This is a genomic window from Acinetobacter johnsonii CIP 64.6 (genome assembly GCF_000368045.1).
GTDB classification, from domain to species: Bacteria; Pseudomonadota; Gammaproteobacteria; order Pseudomonadales; family Moraxellaceae; genus Acinetobacter; species Acinetobacter johnsonii.
In genome coordinates this window covers 428,230-448,380 of the sequence record NZ_KB849230.1, presented here as the reverse complement: position 1 = coordinate 448,380, position 20,151 = coordinate 428,230, and the positions used below count along the sequence as shown (strand labels likewise).

The following is a 20,151-nucleotide window of genomic DNA, read 5'->3' as shown; positions in this document are numbered from 1 at the left end:
TTTACTTTTGACGACACAAAAGTAACAAAATGCCTTTGTTCCCCTGATATGGCGTCCCTGCCATACAGTGAAACAGCGACATCCATGTCGCTTCATCATTTGACCTGATTTGGGTAGAACCACAATAAATGGGTTCATGTAATTCCCAGTGAGTCGCTTTCATGTCTAGCCTGCTTTCTATACAATAAAAACAGAAAAAATTGCCAAGACTGTAGAGTAATATGCAGCCATCGCTAAGGACAAATACAATGAGTAAAGACAATATCCGCGAACATTCAGCTCCTGTTTATGAAGGCATTGAAAATGCACCCGCACGTTCCATGATGCGTGCCACAGGCTTTAAAGATTCAGACTTTACTCGTCCCTTTGTCGGTATTGCATCTACTTGGGCCAATGTCACGCCGTGTAATATGCATATCGATGGTTTGGCACGTGAGGCTGAAAAAGGGGTTAATCAGGCAGGCGGTAAAGGCATTATTTTTAACACCATCACCATTTCAGATGGTATTTCTAACGGCACCGAAGGCATGAAGTATTCATTGCTGAGCCGTGAAATTATTGCAGACTCGATAGAAGCCGTAGTGGGCTGTCAGGCCTATGATGGGGTGATCGCGATTGGTGGCTGTGACAAAAATATGCCGGGTTGTATCATGGGTTTGGCGCGTTTGAACCGTCCGGGTTTGTTTGTCTATGGCGGGACGATTAAGCCGGGTGCAGGGCATACCGACATGATTTCTGTCTTTGAAGCTGTGGGTCAGCACGCCAAAGGTGAAATCAGTGCCATTCAAGTCAAGCAGATTGAAGAAGTGGCGCTGCCGGGTCCGGGTTCATGTGGTGGCATGTACACTGCAAACTCGATGGCTTCTGCGATTGAAGCTTTGGGCATGAGTTTGCCGGGCTCCTCTGCACAAGAAGCGGTTTCGGATGACAAGCGGATCGACTGTCAAAAAGCAGGTGAAGCGGTGATGAATTTACTGCGCTTAGACCTGAAACCACGCGACATTATGACCAAAGCTGCATTTGAAAACTCAATTAAAGTGCTGATTGCCTTGGGTGGTTCGACCAATGGTGTGCTGCACTTACTGGCGATGGCACATACCGCTGGGGTTGAACTGAGTTTGGATGATTTTGTCCGTATCGGGCAAGATATTCCCGTGGTGGCCGATGTGCGTCCATCTGGCAAATATTTGATGTCTGAGTTGATCGCGATCGGGGGCATTCAACCGCTGATGAAGCGAATGCTGGATGCTGGCATGCTGGATGGTTCATGTTTAACGGTAACTGGAAAGACCTTGGCGGAAAATTTGGCTGAGGTGGAAGACTATCCGGAAGGTCAGCAGATTATTTTACCGTTCGACGCGCCGATAAAAAAAGACTCTCATTTGGTGGTGCTTAAAGGTAACCTGTCTCCAACAGGTGCTGTGGCTAAAATTACCGGCAAAGAAGGTTTGTATTTCGAAGGGCCAGCACGTGTATTTGAGGGTGAAATCGGCGCGATGCGTGGCATTTTGGATGGTGAAGTTCAAGCGGGTGAGGTGGTGGTGATTCGTGGTGAAGGGCCTAAAGGCGGGCCGGGCATGCCAGAAATGTTGAAACCGACCTCAGCGATTATTGGTAAAGGACTCGGTAAATCTGTGGCGCTGATCACTGATGGTCGTTTCTCTGGCGGTAGTCATGGTTTTGTCATTGGACATGTCACCCCAGAAGCCTATGAAGGGGGGCCAATTGGTTTGGTGCAAAATGGCGATAAAATCTCGATTAATGCAGAAACTCGCGAAATGACGTGGCATGTTTCGGCAGAAGAAATTGCAGCGCGTCAAGCCGCGTGGGTAAAACCGCAGCCGAATTATCGTTATGGGGCCTTGGCCAAGTTTGCAAAACTGACCACTGGTGCGGAAAAAGGCGCGGTAACTGATCTAAATTTAGATGTCTAATTGATCATTTTGCTGTGAATTGATATAAACCCTTGTAGTACTTTCAAGGGTTTAATTTAGAGGCTTTGCTCATGTCACTGTTGCGTCGATGGTTCGATCCGATTCGATCGCGTTGGTTTTATCAAAAACCGATTCGTCAAACGGTCGTATCTACAGAACAAGGCTTGAGTATTCATTTACGCCTCGACGATGTATATAGCTATTTAGCGGTTCAGCAGTTACCACAAATTGAAGAAATTTTAGCGGATGAACTGAAGCCATTGAAGGTGGTCATTTCCAGTCAGGCTGCTGAACCTCCGAACCAAATGTCGGCTTTGGAGTGGCAAACTTATTGTTTAAATGATGCCAAAATTCTGTCGCGTCAACATCGTTTTAGCTTTCATGAAACGCCAGAACAACCCAGTCCAGAGGCATTGAGCCAAGCGGAAACCATCCTGCGGCATACCCCGCTGCGTGGGCAGGACTTTTTGTACTTGCTGGAAGATGTATTTCACATGCTGTGGCAAAAACAAGAGGGTAAGCTGCGCACCTTATATGCGATGGCCAGCCGTCATCATCAAGAGCAACACTTTCCAGAACGTATTTTTAATGATGATGCGGTACTGGCCAGTTATTTCCAGCTCGGTGACCGTCAGTATCATGCGGTCGATGATCTGCTGCGTTTAACACGCCGTTTAAAACAACAAAAATTATTTACCGATAACCCCATTTTCTTGATCAATCATATTGATTGGCGTGAGCATTTGATTAGTGATGCTGAAGAGTTAAATGAAATTCAGGCACTCGATCCAGAGTTAGACCTATACGTTGCGCTGGAAGATCCAATTTCATGGTTGTTATTGGCTTATATTAAAGAAGAACTGGCCGATTATTATAATATTCAGCTCAATGTCTACCCGCTCAGTTATCACGGTCGAGACGGGTTTGATTGGAGTTTGGCAACGCGTTTATCCAAACGGACAGAAATCAAATTCACACCGTTTTGCCGTCCGACGCAAGCAGCCACTTTGGCGATGGCACAGTTATTTTATAGCGTGCCTGAAGAGCAGCGCATTGATGCCATGTATCGGATTTTAAAAGCCGTTTGGACCCAAGGCAAAGATTTATCCTTTAAATCGCATTTTGATCAACTGATGCAAGAATTGGAAATTGCAGCATTGATCACCGAAGATGTAGAAGCCAAGCTTCAAGAAAATGACATGCTCTGTGAAATGAAGTCCCAGCCTGATTTCCCTGTGATTGAACTGCGTGTGGATGGGCAGAGCTATGTCTTTAATAGTTTGTATCGCGTCTGGATGATTGAAAGTATTTTCAGTAATGTGCTGGAAGATCAATATAAAACCGACCCTGTGGATGAAAGCGAAGGCTGAGTTTTGGATACCTCTTATTGATCAAAACAGTCCAATAACACATGAAACCTAAAGCCGATGGTGTTTTTAGGCTGAGTTATTAAAGTGCTTATTAATAATGTTAATGAGGTTTAACAATTAAATTCATTGTTAAATTTTATTAATAAATAGGCTTCCAAATGAAAATGATTATAATTGGCATTCTTTCTGTCTGTTGATTGATGTTATGCGTTTTCATATTTCTTCTTTGAGCTTATCCATTCTGGCCGTGATGACTACAGCAGCGTTTGCTCAGGGCGAGACACAGGAAACAGCATCATCCCAAGTTTTACCGACTTTGCAATTTGAAGCCCAAGATGCAGATGAAAAAGCGGCATATGCAGCAAAAACTGCATCAGCTGTTTTGCGTTCAGATGCACCGCTGTTTGAAACTGCGCAATCGATCAGCGTGATTAGTGAAAAACAACTGGAACAGAAACAAGCGAAAACACTGTCTGAAGCCTTGCAGGGTGTAGCGGGGGTCACCGCAGGACAGTATGGTCGCCGTGGTTGGGATGACTTTATTATTCGTGGTCAGGTTTCCAGCGCACAGACCTATGTCGATGGCTTGCGTATTCAAACTTCTGATAATGCCCTACGTTCAGAAGACATCAGTGGTTTACAGTCAATTGAGGTTGTCAAAGGGCCGACATCGACTGGTTTTGGCTTTGCCTTGCCGGGCGGCTTAGTTAACTTAACCACCAAACGTCCTGAGGCAAAGACTTCTTATCGTGGCAGTGTAAGCTATGGCAGCAATGCCTTTGTGGATGGCACATTTGATATCAACTATGCGCCAAATGATAGCGAAAAAGGGGCGTTTCGTGTGGTGGGTCATGTCTCTGACCAAGATGATCCAACCGATTATGTTTATTATAAAAATTATTATATTGCACCGTCTTATAATTTTGACTTAGGTGAAAAAGACGAACTGTCTGTAATTGCCAGCTATCAGCATCGGGATTTTATTCGCCAACAGGGGATTCCCTATAGTAATGGCGCTTATAAAAACTATTCACAGACCTTATTTTTTGGCGCGCCGAATCTAAGCAATACGGTCGATGTTCTGCGCTTAGGGTCGAACTATGCACATTATTTTGATAATGGCTGGAGCTTTAAGCAAAATTTTGCAGTCACTACAACCGATGCAGATAATAATCCTGTATTGGCAGCTAGTGGCGCTTTTTTACCAACCTTCAAACGGACGGTAGAAAGACAGATTAAAGATGATGTAAATTTTGCATTAGATAATAATGTGTCACGTCATTTCGACTGGGGCAAAACCCAATATGATTTGATGGTGGGTTTGGACATGATGCATGAACGCAGTGATTACGAGCGTCGAAGTGATAAAGTGAAGACTCCATTTGATGCGGATAATCCGATCTATACACCTATCGCAAAGGCGACCACGACCAAATCCCATCAAATTACAGATACCCAATATATGGGCGTATATCTGCGTAATAATTTTAAAATTGATGATCATTGGATCTTAGGCTTATCGGGTCGTCATGACTGGACACAGGTCGAAGTCGATGACCTTTTCAATGATACGACGCTGAAAAACTCGGACAATGCTTTCACGGGTAATGCGTCCTTGATGTATCAGATTAATGATAAGTTTGCTCCCTATGTGAGTTATGCAACCTCATTCTTTCCTGTGAGCGACACTGGCGCTGGCGGAACACTATTGGATCCTGAAGAGGGCGAGCAGTTTGAGGTTGGGGTTAAGTTTCAGGGGTTGAATCAACGGTTGCAAGGCTATGTGGCTTATTATGATTTAACCCGTCAGAACGTGACTGAGTCGGATTCTACCCTCGGTTATTCTGTGCAAATCGGTGAACAAAAAACCAAAGGTTTTGAAACGGAATTATCCGCCGCATTGACGGATCAATGGAACTTGACCGCAACCTATAGTTATATTCCTACCGCGGAAACGACAGAAAGTACCACCAGCAGTGATATAGGCAAACGAATTAACCATGTGCCTAAAAATGCCGCCTCTTTATCAACCCAATACTTCTTTGCGGATGAGCAACTGGGCTGGAATGTTGGTGCCAGTGCCAATTATCAAGGCGAGCGTACAGCACAACGTGGAACTTCTTATGTGCCACTATCGAGCTATATGCTGTATGACGTCAGTGCCGGTTATGAGGCGAAAAATTGGGGCGCAAAGTTCAGTGTAAAAAACCTGTTTGATAAAGAGTATTTAGTCGGAACCACACCAAATGCGCAATTGGTCAATTGGGGCGATCCACGTACTTTCCGCTTCAGCCTAAATTTCAAATACTAAGCAGAATCGCACTGCATCACATCTGGATTCAATAAAAGTTGAGTCCAGTCCATTCTTCCCAGTAAGCCTCAATCTTTGGTTGAGGCTTACTTCTAAAAACAGTGATATGAGCCCACATTTAAATTTTATAGCATGGCGCTAAGTGTTTAGAGAGAAGCGTCATGCTTGCTTTTGTTATTTTTGTTTTTGCTGTCGCAGGCATGATTAAGGGTACCATTGGTCTGGGTTTGCCCGCCGTGTCGATGGGACTTTTATCTTTGGTGATTAGCCCATTTCAAGCGGCAACTTTGCTGATTATCCCTTCCATGGTCACGAACTTTTGGCAATTGTTTGCAGAAGGGCGTGTACTGCGACTGGTACAGCGCTTTTGGCCGTTGCTGGTGGGCATGATCATTGGTTCAGTTTGGAGTGTTTTTCCTACACTTGGACATGGCGAATTTCAAAGTGAAGCGCTGTTGGGCGGGATGCTGGCTATTTACGGTCTATATGGTTTGTTTGCCAAAAACATGCCCAACTTAGCCCCGTATGAAAAATATTTATCACCGATCATGGGCTATTTGGGCGGTGCTTTGACGGTGGCGACAGGGGTGGTGGTGATTCCCGTGGTGCCGTATTTGCAGTCCTTGCATTTGAAACGGGATGATTTGGTACAATCGCTCGGCCTTGCCTTTACTGTTTCAACCTTGTGTCTGGCCACGTATTTACATCTAAATCCTGTTGAAGACACCCCAATTGACTATCAGCTGTCGTTGATCGCACTGCTGCCTGCATTGCTCGGAATGTGGTTGGGCACTAAAATTCGCTACCGCATCCCTGAGCAAGCCTTTCGTAAGGTGTTTTTTGTGGGCCTAGTCTTATTTGGCAGTTATATGGTTTTACATCAACTGGGCTGGCTTTAATGCCCAATGAGTTGGTCATGTTGGCTCAAGAGGAATTGACTAAAGCGTTGATAATCTGCGGGGAGCTGATCAAAACACCGTGCTGCTAACAGCAACTTACGGTTGGCCCATTTGCCTAAGAGTTCAATTTGCTGAAAATCATACTGTGCTTTTAAACGCAGTGCTGCCCGTTTGGGAATAATCGCAATGCCGACGCCATTGGCAACGACTTGGGCGATCGCGGCAAAGTTCGGCACCCGTAGACGATACTGGATGTCACAGCCTAAGCGTTTGGCTTGCGCTTCTATTGACTGTTGTAAGGAGTGATATTGCATGAGGCCCACAAATGGATGTTGCAGTAATTCACCCAGTTCTAGTTGTGCCGCAGTGGCAAGAGGGTGTTGGCTTGGGCAGATCAGTACCAAAGGGTCTTCAGCAAACTCTTGAGTTTCAAGCTGTCCCGCATCAAAAAAACCAGAGATCAGTCCTAACTGCGCCGTGCCTGTACTGAGGGCCTGAATGATGTCATTGGTTTCGGCTTCTTTTAATTCAATATGGAGCTTCGGATTTTCCATTAAATACTGCGGTAATAAATGTGGTAAGTACTCACTCTGTGCCGATGAGTTGCACCACAATATAATGTTGCTCGTTGCACTGTGAGCAAAGGGCAGCATGGCTTGTTGTAATTGCTGCTGTTGTTGCAGTAAGTGCTGCGCATGTTCCGCAAAGGTTTGTCCAGCAAGGGTCGCTTTTACACCCGTTGCATGGCGGGTAAATAAACTGACTTCAAAATGGTGTTCTAATTTTTTAATCCGTTCACTGGCGGCCTGTAAAGAAATGGCGGAGCGTTCTGCACCCTTGGTAAGACTGCCTGTACTCAGGATATTGATAAACAATTGCAGATCAAAAAAATCAAGGCGCATGGCAGGGTCAAAGCGGAAAAGGTTACTTTATCTTAGCCCTTTTTGCGTTTAGAGACATCCTTTTAGCGTAGTGGCATGTGTAATCGGAGCCAGAATATCAGACCAAAAAAAGCAGCCCGAAGGCTGCGATCAAAATGGATAATCAAAATATCAGGCAGATTAATCTTTTTGTCCTAAGCTGAAGAACCAGTTTAAGAACAACGCTGCAAACGTAGCAGTACCAATACCACCCAAGTTAAAGTTGCCAATTTGTAAGGCAAAATCACCTGTACCTAAAATGATGGTGACTGCTGCGACCATCAGGTTTTTGTTCTGTGAAAAATCGACTTTGTTTTCAATCCAAATTTTTGCACCCGCGATGGTAATCAAACCAAACACCACAATCGACGCACCGGTTAAAATCGCGGTCGGAATGGTATGGATGATGGCACCAAATTTCGGTGACAGACCCAAGAAAATGGCAAACACACCTGCGATGGCAAAAATGATGGTCGAGTAAACTCGTGTGACGGCCATGACCCCAATGTTTTCACCATAGGTGGTCATGCCTGGTGCGCCGACACCACCCGCTAATGTCGTTGCGACACCATCGGCAACAAACGCTTTACCAATGTGCGGATCAAGGTTTTCACCGGTCATCGCACTCACGGCTTTAATGTGACCGAGGTTTTCTGCCACCAAAATTAACGCAATTGGTGCAATAATCATCATGGCATTGGCATTAAATTCAGGCGCATGAAAAGTCGGTAAACCAAACCAAGCGGCTTGCTGAATTGGTGTAAAATTAATCGCTGTGCCATAGCCCATAACATTGGTCACGATGAAATAGACCAAGTAAGACAGTAGCAAACCAATTAATAATAAGAGACGCTGCAATAAACCACGGGTAAAGACTGCAATCGAGCCCATACATAATACGGTAACTAGTGCCATCCACATATTAAAGGAATTGCCCGCAACGCCTTTGACCGTCACTGGCGCAAGGTTGAGACCAATAATCATCACCACAGCACCTGTCACCACAGGCGGCATCAGTTTTTCAATCCACTTAGTGCCCGTTGCCATGACCATAAAACCAAACAAGGTATAGAGCACGCCGCAGGCAATAATACCGCCGCCCGCCATAGCTAAATTTGGATTGAGTGCGCCTGTGCCCGATGCGGTATAGCCCGTTGCTGCAATCACGACCCCAATAAAGGCAAAACTTGAACCTAAATAGCTTGGAACACGTCCACCCGTCATAATAAAGAACAAGATGGTACAAATCCCGGACATTAAAATAGCAAGGTTGGGATCGAAGCCCATTAAGAAAGGTGCAAGAACCGTTGCTCCAAACATGGCAAAGGCATGCTGCACACCTAAAATTGCACTTTGTGAAGCAGGGAGGTATTCACTTGTGCCAACAGGACGTGCATCGATATTGCCTTCGTACGGGCGCCATTTGGGAAACCAATTGGACATTTTTTGAGCACTCTAAAGATAAATTGTGCACATCATACTCTTGTTTTTTAGAAGATTTAATCAGTGATACAAAAAATTGTTCAAACTAATCTTATGACTTTTCAGAACTTTTTACCGTATGGTAAAACTTTTAATTTTTAAAAATAATGAAAAATCAATGTTTAATTGGTAAATTTAGCCAATCGCTCATTCATAAATATTTATGATTGGATTGATAAAAAATTATAAAAGGTTTGACCATGCGGTCAATAAAAAAGCACATCATGCTGATGTGCTTTAAATGGAGCGGGCTTAAAACTTTATCCTGTGTTACGAAGACCCGCTGCAATGCCGGCGATACTCACCATAAGTGCATGATCTACAGGTGTATTTGTTTCCTGACGCTCTTCTAGGTAGCGGCGACGACGTTTCATTAACTCTGCTTGGAGTAAATGCAGCGGCAATAAATACGGTTTGCGCACTCTCATTGACTGATCTAAAACTTCGTTACTGCTGAGGAGTTTAGACTCACCTTTAAGCGCCAAGAGGGTTTGCACTGCATACTTTAAGCGCTGACGTAGATGTTCACCGAGCACTTTCAAGTCCTCATCATCGGTCAGGTGCGACTCATAATATAGCGCTACATGAGCATCAGACTTTGAGAGCACCATTTCCAACATATCAATCAGGGTTTGGAAATACGGCCAAGCCACCAGCATTTCATCTAAGGTGGCTTTATGCCCTTGATCAATCACTTGGTTAATTGCTGCGCCTGTACCTAACCAAGCGGGTAGCATCAAACGAATCTGGGTCCACGCAAATACCCAAGGAATGGCACGTAAGGACTCAATGCCGCCAGTGACTTTACGTTTTGCAGGGCGTGAGCCAAGCGGTAACATTTGCAGTTCAAGCTCTGGCGTGACTGTACGTAAGTACTTTACGAAGTGCGGGTTTTCTCGCACAGTCTGACGATACACTTGTACCGACAAATCGGTCATGCTGTGCATCAACTCGCGCCACTCAGGTTTTGGGACGGGCGGTGGAAGTAAAGTGGCTTCTAAAGTAGCAGCGGTATAAATCTCTAAGTTTTGTAGCGCAATACCTTCTAGACCAAACTTGAAGCGAATCATTTCACCTTGTTCAGTGACTCGAATTGCACCTGAAATCGAGCCAGGTGGCTGTGAAAACAGGGCTTGTTGCGTTGGCGCACCGCCACGGCTGATGGAACCGCCACGACCATGAAATAGTGTGAGTTGTACGCCATGCGTTTTCGCAATTGCGGTTAATTCTTCTTGCGCACGGTACTGTGCCCAATTGGCTGACATAAAGCCTGCATCTTTTGCCGAGTCCGAATAGCCAATCATGACTTCATGTTTGCCCTGAATATGCTGTTTATACCAATGCATATTGAATAGGGTATTCATGGTGGCTGCGGCGCCATCTAAGTCTTTCAATGTTTCAAACAATGGCACCACACGTAGTGGATGTTGGATCCCTGCTTCTTTTTGCAAAAGCAGTACCGCCAGCACATCACTTGGATATTCAGCCATCGAAATGATGTAGGCACCTAGACTTTCTTGAGGCTGCGCCGCCAAAGTACGCATGGTGGCAAACACTTCTTGTACTTCGGGTTGTTCAATTAAACTTTGCGCAGGTTCATTTAAATGCTTGGGCAACAGCGGACGTTTGCTTTGTAGTTCTTGCAATAAGAAGTTTTGGCGTGCTTGTTCGGTCCACGTTTCAAAATTACCCAGACCCAAATATTCAGTAATGGCCGAAATCGCTTGGCGATGACGTCCTGACTCTTGGCGAATATCCAGTTTCAGCAGTTCAATCCCGAAACAGTTCACCCGATGGATAAAGTCCAGCAGTTTCCCATTGGCAATTTCAGGCAGATTGCTGGCAATTAAAGAGCGATAACACAGCAGTAAAGGCTGTAACAGTTCATCTTTGGCTTTAATCACCAAGCTGTCATCGGCATCGGCACCGCGCAGTTTTTCTGCGAGCCAATGGCGCGTAGCTTTTAAACGTTCGCGGGTATCGCGCAAATATTCACGGTAGGGTTCAGGATGGTCTTGGCCCAAGGCTTGACGCAGTTCATCGCTACAGCTTTGAATCGACAGTTCCCAACGCAAGTCTTCAATGTCACGTAAGTAAAGATCAGCCGCTTTCCAACGCGATAGCCACAGGACTTCTTGAGTAATGTTGTGTGTCACATTCGGGTTGCCGTCACGGTCACCACCCATCCATGAAGCGAAACGTACAGGTGCCACATGTAAAGGCAGACGTTGGCCACAGTGTTCAATCACCATGTCGTCTAGTTCACGCATGAACTTCGGTACGGCATTCCATAAGGTTTGCTCAATGGTGGTGAAACCCCATTTTGCTTCATCGACTGGGGTTGGACGGTGTTGACGAATTTCATCGGTCTGCCACGCCGAACAGATCAGTTGTTTTAAGTCTTCAAGGACTGTTTGGCGTTCGCGAGGGGTCAGTTTTTGCTGATCCATTTTAAATAAGGCATCGTTAATACCATCATATTTTTGGATCAGGGTACGACGGCTGACTTCAGTGGGGTGAGCGGTCAGAACCAGTTCAATATTTAAATCACAGATTTGCTGGAACAGCGTATCGGTTGAAATGTCGTTATTTTTAAATTTAGCAAAGAGGTGGTCGAGCGGATTTGGAGAAGGTGCGGTCTCATCAAATTCACTTTGACGACGGCTACGGACCACATGGTATTGCTCTGCAATATTGGCAAAGTTCAAAAAGTGGGTAAAGGCACGTGTCAGAGGTAAGATTTCATCATCTTCAAGGCTAAAAAACAATTGTTCCAGCTGTTTTTCAGCTTCGACTTGACCATCCCGTGCCCCTTTGGATAAGGCCCGAATTTGCTCGACCTGATTAAACAAATCTTGTCCTGCATGCTCCTTGAGGGTTTCACCCAATAGGTTGCCGAGTAATCGGACATCTTCACGTAGTGGAGCATCAATTTGTTGAATCATGATTATTATTCCCTCGTTGTTCTTAATTTGACTATACCCCGATTCGATGACAATCCAAGTAGGGGCAGACAAAAGTAGGGGATTAATTGCTGAATTTAGAATCAAATGAACAACTTAGGGCAAGCGATTGTTTTAACATAAAGATGATTTTTCATTATAAATATTTGAATTAATTATAAAAATATAAATTTAATTAACCGAATCTTAAGGTTTTTGTAAGGGGTATTTTAATAAAAAAATCGCAATGGCTTCTTGAATCAGTTGCTCGCGTTGTTCGGCATTGGGCACTTCATTCATCCCCAGTAACATTTCTTGGTGACGATATCCAAACAGCAAAGACATTAATAAGGTGATGACCTCGTTGACTTGTTCATACTGAAGCACGCCTAAGGTTTGGGCTTGGTCAAAGAACTGCTCCCAAATCGCCCGCATTTTGAGGTGAGAGGCTTTATAGAAGTTCTCTAGTAATGGGTTTTGTTCAGCGGCCAGCTGTAATAACAGGTGCTCCAGCTTGATGGCCTCAGGCAGGTTAATAATATGCATTGATAACGCACAGATCTGTTTGAGCATAGGCACAAAGTCTTCGGCACGTTGCAATTGAAATGAACGACCCAGCATCAGCTTTTCACAGGTTTCCTCAATTGCACAACTGAACAGATTGGCTTTGTCCTGAAAATGGTTATACACCGTGAGTTTGGTGACGTGCGCTTCCTTGGCAATATGATCCATGCTGGAGCCGTGGTAGCCATGTTGTAAAAACAACTGACGTGCCACCTCCAAAATACGTTGCCGTTTTTCTAAATCCTTGGGACGTCCTGCTGAAGCTTGCACACATTTTCCTAAAAAAAAGTTCAAAAAGTCATTTACATCTGAGCATATCTTTAATTAGTGTACTATGCAGTATAGTAATTAAAAAATAACCAAGTTAAGTCTGGATATTGTGCCTGATTAATTGGTGGTTATGGAAGAAGAGCAGACTTAATGAGCAAAATTCAGACCCTTGTGGCAAGTATGATGGTGGTGTGTAGTATCACCTTGTGGGGATGTAGCAAAGACACGACCGAACCAGAGTCGGTGCCTTTGGTAATGGTGAGCCAGCCGAATACCACGCATCTAGAACAAAAAAGCTATGCAGGCGAAGTGCAAGCCCGCCAACAAACGGCACTGTCCTTTCGTGTTGGGGGACAAGTCACGGAACGTCTGGTCGATGTGGGTGACCAAGTCAAAGTCGGACAAGTTTTAGCACGCTTAGATGTACAGGATGCCCAGTTGCAACTCAATGCAGCCAAAGCACAGTTAGAAAGTGCCCAAGCGGCTGAAAAAAATGCGCAGGATGAACTCAAACGCTTTAAGCAATTATTACCGAGTAATGCGGTGAGTCGTTCACAGTACGACAGCGTTGAAAATCAATATAAAGCCGCACTATCGAGCTTGAAACAAGCACAAGCCAATTATAACGTTACGCAAAACCAAACCAGTTATAACCAATTGATCGCCAATAAAAACGGCGTGATTACCGAGCGTAATATTGAAATTGGGCAGGTGATTTCAGCAGGGCAACCCGCGTTTCAACTGGCTATTTCAGGTGATCGTGAAGTGGTGATTGGTGTGCCTGAACAAGCCATTGCTCAGATTAAAGTTGGACAAGATGCAATCGTCACCTTGTGGTCTAAACCCGATGAACGTTTTGCTGCCTACGTCCGTGAAATTTCGCCTGCAGCAGATCAGTCACGTACTTTTAGTGTCAAAGTGGCTTTGCGTGAAGGGCAAAATACGATCCAACTGGGACAGAGTGCTCGGGTGTTTTTCAGTTCAACTGAAAGCAATGTGTTGAGTGTACCGTTAGCCAGTGTTTCCGCTGCGGGTAAAAATGCTTATGTCTGGGTGGTGAATGCTGACAACAGCATTCGTAAAGTCCCTGTCAGTGTGGGGGAGTATGGTCGAGACAGCGTTACCATTCGTTCAGGTTTACAGCCAAAGGACTATGTCGTGGTGGGTGGGGTGCATTTACTGCGTGAAAAACAAAAAATTCAACCGATTAGCCGTGACAATAAAACGGTCAAGATTGTGACAGGAGGTTAAGCATGAACTATAACCTGTCGGAATGGGCCTTAAAGAATAAGGGCTTGGTCCTTTATTTGATGTTGTTACTGGGCATCGTGGGTGTGGTGTCTTATTCCAAACTAGCACAGAGCGAAGACCCCCCTTTTACCTTTAAAGTGATGGTGGTACAGACCTATTGGCCGGGCGCAACGGCGCGTGAGGTGTCTGAACAGGTGACCGACCGTATTGAAAAAGAGCTGATGACCACGGGTAAGTATGAGCGAATTATGGCCTACTCCAGACCCGGCGAGTCGATGGTGACTTTTGTGGCACGAGATGCCATGCGCTCTAGTGAGATACCTGATGTGTGGTATGACGTACGCAAGAAGGTTGGAGACATCAAACATCAGCTGCCCAATGGGGTACAAGGACCATTCTTTAATGATGAGTTCGGCGATACATTCGGCAACATTTATGTGCTGACGGGTAAAGACTTTGATTATGCAGTGATGAAAGAATATGCCGACCGTCTACAGTTACAACTGCAACGCGTCAAAGATGTCGCCAAGGTCAACTTGGTTGGGCTGCAAGATCAAAAGATTTGGATTGAAATTTCCAACACCAAGTCGGCGCAGCTAGGCATCCCTGTGACAGCGGTACAACAAGCCCTGCAACAGCAAAATACCATGGCCAGTGCAGGTTTTTTTGAAACAGAGTCGGATCGTATTCAACTCCGAGTCACAGGGCAAATTAAGAGCGTTGAAGAACTGCAACGTATGCCTTTATTGGTGAATGGAAAAACCATCCAGCTTAGCGATGTTGCCGACGTCTATCGTGGCTTTAGTGAGCCTGCTCAACCCCGTATGCGCTTTATGGGGGAAAATGGCATTGGCATTGCGGTGTCGATGCGTAAAGGTGGCGACATCTTGGCTTTGGGGAAAAATTTAGAAACTGAGTTTTCCAAGCTGCAAAAAACCTTACCTTTAGGTATGGAGTTGAAAAAAGTTTCCGACCAGCCTGTGGCGGTGAAGCGTAGTGTCAACGAGTTCATGAAAGTTTTGGCGGAAGCGGTGATTATTGTCTTGCTGGTCAGTTTTTTCTCGCTGGGTTTCCGGACTGGACTGGTGGTGGCATTCTCCATTCCACTGGTTTTGGCCATGACTTTTGCAGGCATGAATATTTTTGATGTCGGTCTACATAAAATTTCTTTGGGTGCGCTCATTTTAGCGCTGGGCCTCTTGGTTGATGACGCCATTATTGCCGTGGAAATGATGGCGATCAAAATGGAACAAGGCTACAGCCGACTACAAGCAGCAGGGCATGCGTGGCGAACGACGGCTTTCCCAATGTTGACGGGAACTTTGATTACCGCTGCGGGCTTTTTACCGATTGCCACGGCAGCGTCCAGTACAGGTGAATACACTCGCTCTATTTTCCAAGTGGTGACCATTGCCTTAATTGTGTCTTGGTTTGCAGCGGTGTTGTTTGTGCCTTATTTGGGCGACAAACTCCTGCCCGATTTTAATAAAGAGCTGATTCAAAAAGCGCCGTGGTATAGCCGTTTGTGGGCACGTTTGCGCAAACAGCCAGAACCTCAGCCGATGGTGCATCATGCAGGTGAGCATCACGATCCTTATCAAACTAAGTTCTATCAAGGTTTTCGCCGTTGGGTCGATCTGTGTGTGACCTATCGCAAAACGGTCATTGCTACGACGGTGGCTATTTTTGTGCTCTCGGTGTTGATGTTTAAGTTAGTACCACAGCAGTTTTTCCCGCCTTCAAATCGTGCCGAAATTTTGGTCGACTTAAAGCTTGAAGAAGGTGCATCTTTAACCGCAACTGAAAATGCGGTGAAAAAAGTTGAACAGTTCCTGTCTAAGCAAGAAGGCATAGATAATTATGTGGCATATGTGGGCACAGGCTCGCCACGTTTTTATTTACCGCTCGATCAGCAGTTACCACAAGCCAGCTTTGCTCAGTTTGTGGTCTTGGCTTCTTCACTAGATGATCGTAATGAAATTCGCAAATCCTTAGACACTCAAATCCGTCAGTTATTGCCCGATGTGCGTACTCGCGTCTCTTTACTTGAAAACGGTCCACCTGTCGGTTATCCACTTCAATACCGTGTGTCGGGTGAAGACCTAACCCAAGTGCGTGCTTGGGCGGATAAAGTCGCGGCAATGCTGAGTGCTAACCCCAACACCACCAATGTGCATTTGGACTGGGGTGAACCAAGCAAGATGATCAATTTAGAGATTGATCAAGACCGTGCCCGCCAAATGGGGGTATCGAGTTTAGATTTGGCTAATTTCTTGAACAGCTCAATTTCGGGTGCCACCATTAACCAGTACCGTGAGAAACGAGAACTGATTGAAATCCGTTTACGTGGCGATCAAGCCGAGCGGGTTGAAGTGGCATCATTGGCGAGCCTTGCCGTTCCAACCTCAAATGGTGGAACAGTACCGTTGGCACAAATTGCAAAAATTGAGTATAGCTTTGAAGAAGGTTTGATTTGGCATCGTAACCGCCTACCGACCATTACGGTACGCGCAGATATTCGGACCAAGTTACAGCCTGCCACCGTGGTGGATGAAATGGCTGAGCAGATGAATCAGCTGCGTGCGGAACTGCCGAATGGTTATTTGGTTGAAGTCGGCGGCACAGTGGAAGAGTCTGCACGTGGGGGTAAATCGGTTGCAGCGGGTATGCCTTTGTTCTTGGCCGTGGTCATGACTTTGCTGATGATTCAACTGCGCAGTATGTCTCGTGCCACGATTGTCTTGCTCACTGCACCTTTAGGTTTAATCGGCGTGGTGTTGTTCTTGCTGTTGTTCAATAAACCTTTTGGTTTTGTTGCAATGTTGGGCACCATTGCCTTGTCAGGCATGATCATGCGCAACTCACTGATCTTGATTGATCAGATTGAGCAAGATATTCAAGCGGGGCATGAATCATGGGATGCGATCATCGATGCGACAGTGCGACGTTGTCGTCCAATTGTGCTGACGGCATTGGCAGCTGTTCTGGCGATGATCCCATTGTCTAGAAGTATTTTCTTTGGACCTATGGCCGTTGCGATCATGGGCGGACTAATTGTGGCGACGCTATTAACCCTGTTCTTTTTACCTGCCTTGTACGCGCAGTGGTTTAAAGTAAAAAAAATTAGCCATAAGCTGTAAATTTATGCCAATATCAGGTGCGAAACGTTGAAAATTTCAATATAGTAGCACCTGAAATTTATGGCATTTTTATAAAGCAGTTTTTTGCTACACATTAAAAAACCAACGATGTGGCAAATGGGGTTAAACGCATGATGCAAGACAATGTAACCAAGTATCGCCGCTCTATCGCGATTTCTTATGTCTTCATGTTTTTGGCTTTGTTTACTGTGATTAGTGGCGCATTTTCCTATTGGTATGCCCGAAAAGTCACGCAAATTGATCATGCCGAAGTGTGGTTACAAGCGCAAGCACTCTGGGTCATGCGCAATATTGTGATTTATAGCATTTTGGCTTTATTTGCAGCACTGTGGTTTATTCCTCTTATTTTCTTCACTTGGGACAGCGCATTGTGGGTGACTGGATGCACGGTTGCAGGTGTGGTTTTTAGCTGTATTGCATTTCTCTTCCTTCTAAATGCATGGTTTAAAGGCCTGTCTAAATTTTTGAAAAATAAAGCAGTTTTCTAATTCTACTGATTTTTTTTCAAACACCCCCTTGTAAAACTTGGTTTGAACCCAATTTCAGACCACAGTTAAGTATTAAATAAATTCCGTGAGGAGCATCGCCAGACATGGCTAAACGTGATTATTATGAGGTTTTAGGTGTTGCTAAAACCGCTAGTGATGATGAAATTAAAAAAGCCTACCGTAAGTTGGCGATGAAATATCATCCGGACCGCAACCCTGACAATGCTGAAGCTGAAGAGAAATTTAAAGAAGCGGCTGAAGCTTATGAAATTTTATCTGATGGCGAAAAGCGCAGCATGTATGACCGGATGGGGCATCAAGCCTTTGAAGGTGGTATGGGCGGCGGAGGCGGCTTCGGTGGTGGTTTCAGCGCAGAAGACATTTTCAATCAATTCGGTGACATTTTCGGTGGCGCATTTGGTGGCGGCGGTGGTCGTGGTCAACAGCGTGCACGTCGTGGTTCTGACTTACGTTATGTGATGGAACTGACGTTGGAAGAAGCAGTAAGAGGGGTGAAAAAAACCATTACTTTTACCGCACCAGCGCCGTGTGAAACTTGTGATGGTAAAGGCTCTAAAAACCCGAACGATGTTGAAACCTGTAAAACTTGTCATGGTGCAGGTCAGGTTCGCATGCAGCAAGGTTTCTTCTCTGTACAGCAGACCTGTAGCACTTGTCGCGGTCAGGGTAAGATCATTAAGAACCCATGTAATACTTGTCATGGTTCAGGCGTTAAAGACCGTCAACAAACCTTAGAAGTGACGATTCCTGCGGGCGTCGATAACGGTGACCGCGTTCGTTTAACGGGTAAAGGCGAAGCGATTCGTGATGGTCAGTCAGGCGACTTGTACGTAGAAGTGGTGGTGCGTGAGCACGAAATCTTCCAACGTGATGGTGCAGACCTGTATATGGATGTCCCTGTGAGCATTGCTGATGCTGCTTTGGGTAAAGAAATTGAAATCCCGACACTCGAAGGTCGTGTGAGTTTGAAAATTCCTGAAGGCACACAAACGGGTAAAATGTTCCGTTTACGTGGCAAAGGGGTTAAACCTGTACGCACCAGTATGCAGGGTGATTTGCTCTGCCGTATCGTGATTGAAACGCCAGTCAACTTGACGGCACGTCAACGTGAACTGTTGAAAGAGTTGCAAGAAACTTTAGATGGAGATGATCACAAATCATCACCGAAGAAAAAGTCTTTCTTTGACCGTCTGTTTGATTAATTAAATACGTTACGTCTGAATCAGTGTTGAAAAGAGCGGGAATATTTTCCCGCTTTTTTTTATGTTATTGCGCTTCTGCTGGCAACTCAGGTTGATCGATTTCTTCAACCGACACCATTTCTTCAGCCATAGGTGCAGCGGCTTGTACTTGTTGCTCGGCCTGTGCTTTGGGATGTGTACTGGTGGTGATCTTTACCTGTGACAAACTTTCTAAGGTGTCGCCCGCTTGAACAGCGGGTTCAGCCTGAACTTGTGCCCAACTGCCCCCAAAGGCCATCGCTAGAAAAAGTACCTTTGCTTTCATTCTATTTTCCTCATTTTAAAGTTGTTTTTAAACGCGAACCTAGTCTGCGTAAGATTGATTGCAAATTTGTGAAAAGCTGGAGAAATCATGTTTGAAAATAAAGCGATTTTTTCGATGAAAATGCCCAACAAACCTTAGTCTGTGCAATCAGTTTTGCTATAGTAAGAGCAATTTTGAAGCTAGATTAGGAATATGTTATGTCAGCAGCTCCACGCATTGGTGTCTTAGGTGCCGGCGGTCGTATGGGTCGCATCCTTATTCAAGCGGTACATGAAGCAGGCTATCAACTGGCTGCGGCAGTGGAACGCCCTGAAAGCTCACTGGTTGGTACAGATGCAGGTGAGCTTGCAGGTATTGGCAGCCTAGGCGTGAAGGTGGTGGGTAGTCTGGAAGCGGTAGTGAAAGATTGTGATGTGATCATTGATTTCACTGCACCAGTAGCGACCGTTCAGCATTTAAAAATTTGTCGTGAAGCTGGGGTCGCCATTGTCATTGGCACCACGGGCATGAATGACGAACAAAAAGCTTATTTGGATGACTCTGCGACTCAAACACCTGTGGTCTATGCAGCCAACTATTCTGTGGGGGTCAATGTTTCGATTAAACTGTTGGAATTGGCGTCTAAAGTCTTTGGCGACACAGTGGATATTGAAGTGATTGAAGCGCATCACCGTCATAAAGTCGATGCACCATCAGGCACAGCGTTGATGATGGGTGAGGCGATTGCGGGTGCTTTAGGTCGTGACTTGAAAACCGATGCAGTGTATTGCCGTGAAGGTCATACAGGACCACGTGAGCGTCAAAGTATTGGTTTCCAAACCATTCGTGGCGGCGATATTGTCGGTGAACATACGGCTATGTTTATTGCTGATGGTGAGCGTGTTGAAATTACCCATAAAGCGACCAACCGTATGAACTTTGCTTCGGGTGCGGTACGCGCTGCGGCTTGGGTGGTAGGACGTGAAGCACGTAAATATGACATGAAAGATGTACTGGGTTTTAACGACATTTAAGTTTAAAACCTGTTTCATT

General features: G+C 45.3%; 15 protein-coding genes. 9 read left to right on the top strand and 6 right to left on the bottom strand.

Annotation, left to right across the window (positions count from 1 at the left end):
* Position 1: 1 nt before the first annotated feature.
* Positions 2 to 163: a hypothetical protein gene (locus F986_RS18190; protein WP_004691871.1), complete on the bottom strand. Its 162-nt coding sequence runs from the start codon at positions 161 to 163 to the stop codon at positions 2 to 4.
* Between the two features lie 85 nt (positions 164 to 248).
* Between F986_RS18190 and ilvD the strand changes: the two genes are divergently transcribed.
* The 4 genes from ilvD (at position 249) to F986_RS03275 (ending at position 6,514) form a co-directional block, all read left to right on the top strand.
* The gene (gene ilvD / locus F986_RS03290) at positions 249 to 1,934 is read left to right on the top strand and encodes a dihydroxy-acid dehydratase (protein WP_004691869.1); all 1,686 of its coding nucleotides are present in this window, start codon (positions 249 to 251) and stop codon (positions 1,932 to 1,934) included.
* Positions 1,935 to 2,005: 71 nt separating this feature from the next.
* Complete coding sequence (locus F986_RS03285) at positions 2,006 to 3,304, top strand: hypothetical protein (protein WP_004691867.1); 1,299 nt, start codon at positions 2,006 to 2,008, stop codon at positions 3,302 to 3,304.
* Positions 3,305 to 3,509: 205 nt separating this feature from the next.
* Positions 3,510 to 5,615, top strand: coding sequence for a TonB-dependent siderophore receptor (locus tag F986_RS03280; RefSeq protein WP_004691865.1), 2,106 nt, complete (start codon positions 3,510 to 3,512; stop codon positions 5,613 to 5,615).
* A 161-nt stretch (positions 5,616 to 5,776) separates the two neighbouring features.
* On the top strand, positions 5,777 to 6,514 hold the full coding sequence (locus F986_RS03275) for a sulfite exporter TauE/SafE family protein (RefSeq protein ID WP_004691863.1): 738 nt from the start codon (positions 5,777 to 5,779) through the stop codon (positions 6,512 to 6,514).
* Here the strand turns inward: F986_RS03275 and F986_RS03270 are convergent.
* From F986_RS03270 to F986_RS03255, 4 genes are all read right to left on the bottom strand, one after another.
* On the bottom strand, positions 6,511 to 7,416 hold the full coding sequence (locus F986_RS03270) for a LysR family transcriptional regulator (RefSeq protein WP_004691861.1): 906 nt from the start codon (positions 7,414 to 7,416) through the stop codon (positions 6,511 to 6,513). The two genes, F986_RS03275 and F986_RS03270, sit on opposite strands and share 4 nt — an antisense overlap.
* A 159-nt stretch (positions 7,417 to 7,575) precedes the next feature.
* Positions 7,576 to 8,877, bottom strand: a complete 1,302-nt coding sequence (locus tag F986_RS03265; RefSeq protein WP_004691860.1) for a solute carrier family 23 protein — start codon at positions 8,875 to 8,877, stop codon at positions 7,576 to 7,578.
* A 299-nt stretch (positions 8,878 to 9,176) separates the two neighbouring features.
* Entirely contained in the window at positions 9,177 to 11,861 is a 2,685-nt protein-coding gene (gene ppc, locus F986_RS03260) for a phosphoenolpyruvate carboxylase (RefSeq protein ID WP_004691858.1), read from the bottom strand.
* A gap of 204 nt (positions 11,862 to 12,065) precedes the next feature.
* Positions 12,066 to 12,692 (bottom strand): TetR/AcrR family transcriptional regulator, encoded by a 627-nt coding sequence (locus tag F986_RS03255; protein ID WP_004691857.1) that lies wholly within the window; start codon positions 12,690 to 12,692, stop codon positions 12,066 to 12,068.
* A 150-nt stretch (positions 12,693 to 12,842) separates the two neighbouring features.
* Here F986_RS03255 and F986_RS03250 point away from each other — a divergent pair, with 150 nt between their 5' ends.
* The 4 genes from F986_RS03250 (at position 12,843) to dnaJ (ending at position 18,815) form a co-directional block, all read left to right on the top strand.
* Positions 12,843 to 13,943 carry an efflux RND transporter periplasmic adaptor subunit gene (locus F986_RS03250; protein ID WP_004691855.1) on the top strand — a complete coding sequence of 367 codons (1,101 nt, stop codon included), beginning with the start codon at positions 12,843 to 12,845 and terminating at the stop codon, positions 13,941 to 13,943.
* A 2-nt stretch (positions 13,944 to 13,945) separates the two neighbouring features.
* Complete coding sequence (locus F986_RS03245; protein WP_004691854.1) at positions 13,946 to 17,083, top strand: efflux RND transporter permease subunit; 3,138 nt, start codon at positions 13,946 to 13,948, stop codon at positions 17,081 to 17,083.
* A 131-nt stretch (positions 17,084 to 17,214) separates the two neighbouring features.
* Entirely contained in the window at positions 17,215 to 17,592 is a 378-nt protein-coding gene (locus F986_RS03240; RefSeq protein ID WP_004691852.1) for a hypothetical protein, read from the top strand.
* Positions 17,593 to 17,696: 104 nt separating this feature from the next.
* Positions 17,697 to 18,815: a molecular chaperone DnaJ gene (dnaJ, locus tag F986_RS03235; protein ID WP_004691849.1), complete on the top strand. Its 1,119-nt coding sequence runs from the start codon at positions 17,697 to 17,699 to the stop codon at positions 18,813 to 18,815.
* A gap of 64 nt (positions 18,816 to 18,879) precedes the next feature.
* Here the strand turns inward: dnaJ and F986_RS03230 are convergent, their stop codons facing one another.
* Positions 18,880 to 19,119: a hypothetical protein gene (locus F986_RS03230; RefSeq protein ID WP_004691847.1), complete on the bottom strand. Its 240-nt coding sequence runs from the start codon at positions 19,117 to 19,119 to the stop codon at positions 18,880 to 18,882.
* 197 nt (positions 19,120 to 19,316) lie between these two features.
* Between F986_RS03230 and dapB the strand changes: the two genes are divergently transcribed.
* Positions 19,317 to 20,132 carry a 4-hydroxy-tetrahydrodipicolinate reductase gene (dapB, locus tag F986_RS03225; RefSeq protein WP_004691846.1) on the top strand — a complete coding sequence of 272 codons (816 nt, stop codon included), beginning with the start codon at positions 19,317 to 19,319 and terminating at the stop codon, positions 20,130 to 20,132.
* Positions 20,133 to 20,151 lie beyond the last annotated feature (19 nt).

What these genes read in the sequence shown, in the direction of transcription:
- F986_RS18190 (WP_004691871.1), bottom strand. Translation starts at nt 163, where the DNA reads ATGAAAGCGACTCACTGGGAATTACATGAACCCATTTATTGTGGTTCT.
- ilvD (WP_004691869.1), top strand. Translation starts at nt 249, where the DNA reads ATGAGTAAAGACAATATCCGCGAACATTCAGCTCCTGTTTATGAAGGC.
- F986_RS03285 (WP_004691867.1), top strand. Translation starts at nt 2,006, where the DNA reads ATGTCACTGTTGCGTCGATGGTTCGATCCGATTCGATCGCGTTGGTTT.
- F986_RS03280 (WP_004691865.1), top strand. Translation starts at nt 3,510, where the DNA reads ATGCGTTTTCATATTTCTTCTTTGAGCTTATCCATTCTGGCCGTGATG.
- F986_RS03275 (WP_004691863.1), top strand. Translation starts at nt 5,777, where the DNA reads ATGCTTGCTTTTGTTATTTTTGTTTTTGCTGTCGCAGGCATGATTAAG.
- F986_RS03270 (WP_004691861.1), bottom strand. Translation starts at nt 7,416, where the DNA reads ATGCGCCTTGATTTTTTTGATCTGCAATTGTTTATCAATATCCTGAGT.
- F986_RS03265 (WP_004691860.1), bottom strand. Translation starts at nt 8,877, where the DNA reads ATGTCCAATTGGTTTCCCAAATGGCGCCCGTACGAAGGCAATATCGAT.
- ppc (WP_004691858.1), bottom strand. Translation starts at nt 11,861, where the DNA reads ATGATTCAACAAATTGATGCTCCACTACGTGAAGATGTCCGATTACTC.
- F986_RS03250 (WP_004691855.1), top strand. Translation starts at nt 12,843, where the DNA reads ATGAGCAAAATTCAGACCCTTGTGGCAAGTATGATGGTGGTGTGTAGT.
- F986_RS03245 (WP_004691854.1), top strand. Translation starts at nt 13,946, where the DNA reads ATGAACTATAACCTGTCGGAATGGGCCTTAAAGAATAAGGGCTTGGTC.
- F986_RS03240 (WP_004691852.1), top strand. Translation starts at nt 17,215, where the DNA reads ATGATGCAAGACAATGTAACCAAGTATCGCCGCTCTATCGCGATTTCT.
- dnaJ (WP_004691849.1), top strand. Translation starts at nt 17,697, where the DNA reads ATGGCTAAACGTGATTATTATGAGGTTTTAGGTGTTGCTAAAACCGCT.
- F986_RS03230 (WP_004691847.1), bottom strand. Translation starts at nt 19,119, where the DNA reads ATGAAAGCAAAGGTACTTTTTCTAGCGATGGCCTTTGGGGGCAGTTGG.
- dapB (WP_004691846.1), top strand. Translation starts at nt 19,317, where the DNA reads ATGTCAGCAGCTCCACGCATTGGTGTCTTAGGTGCCGGCGGTCGTATG.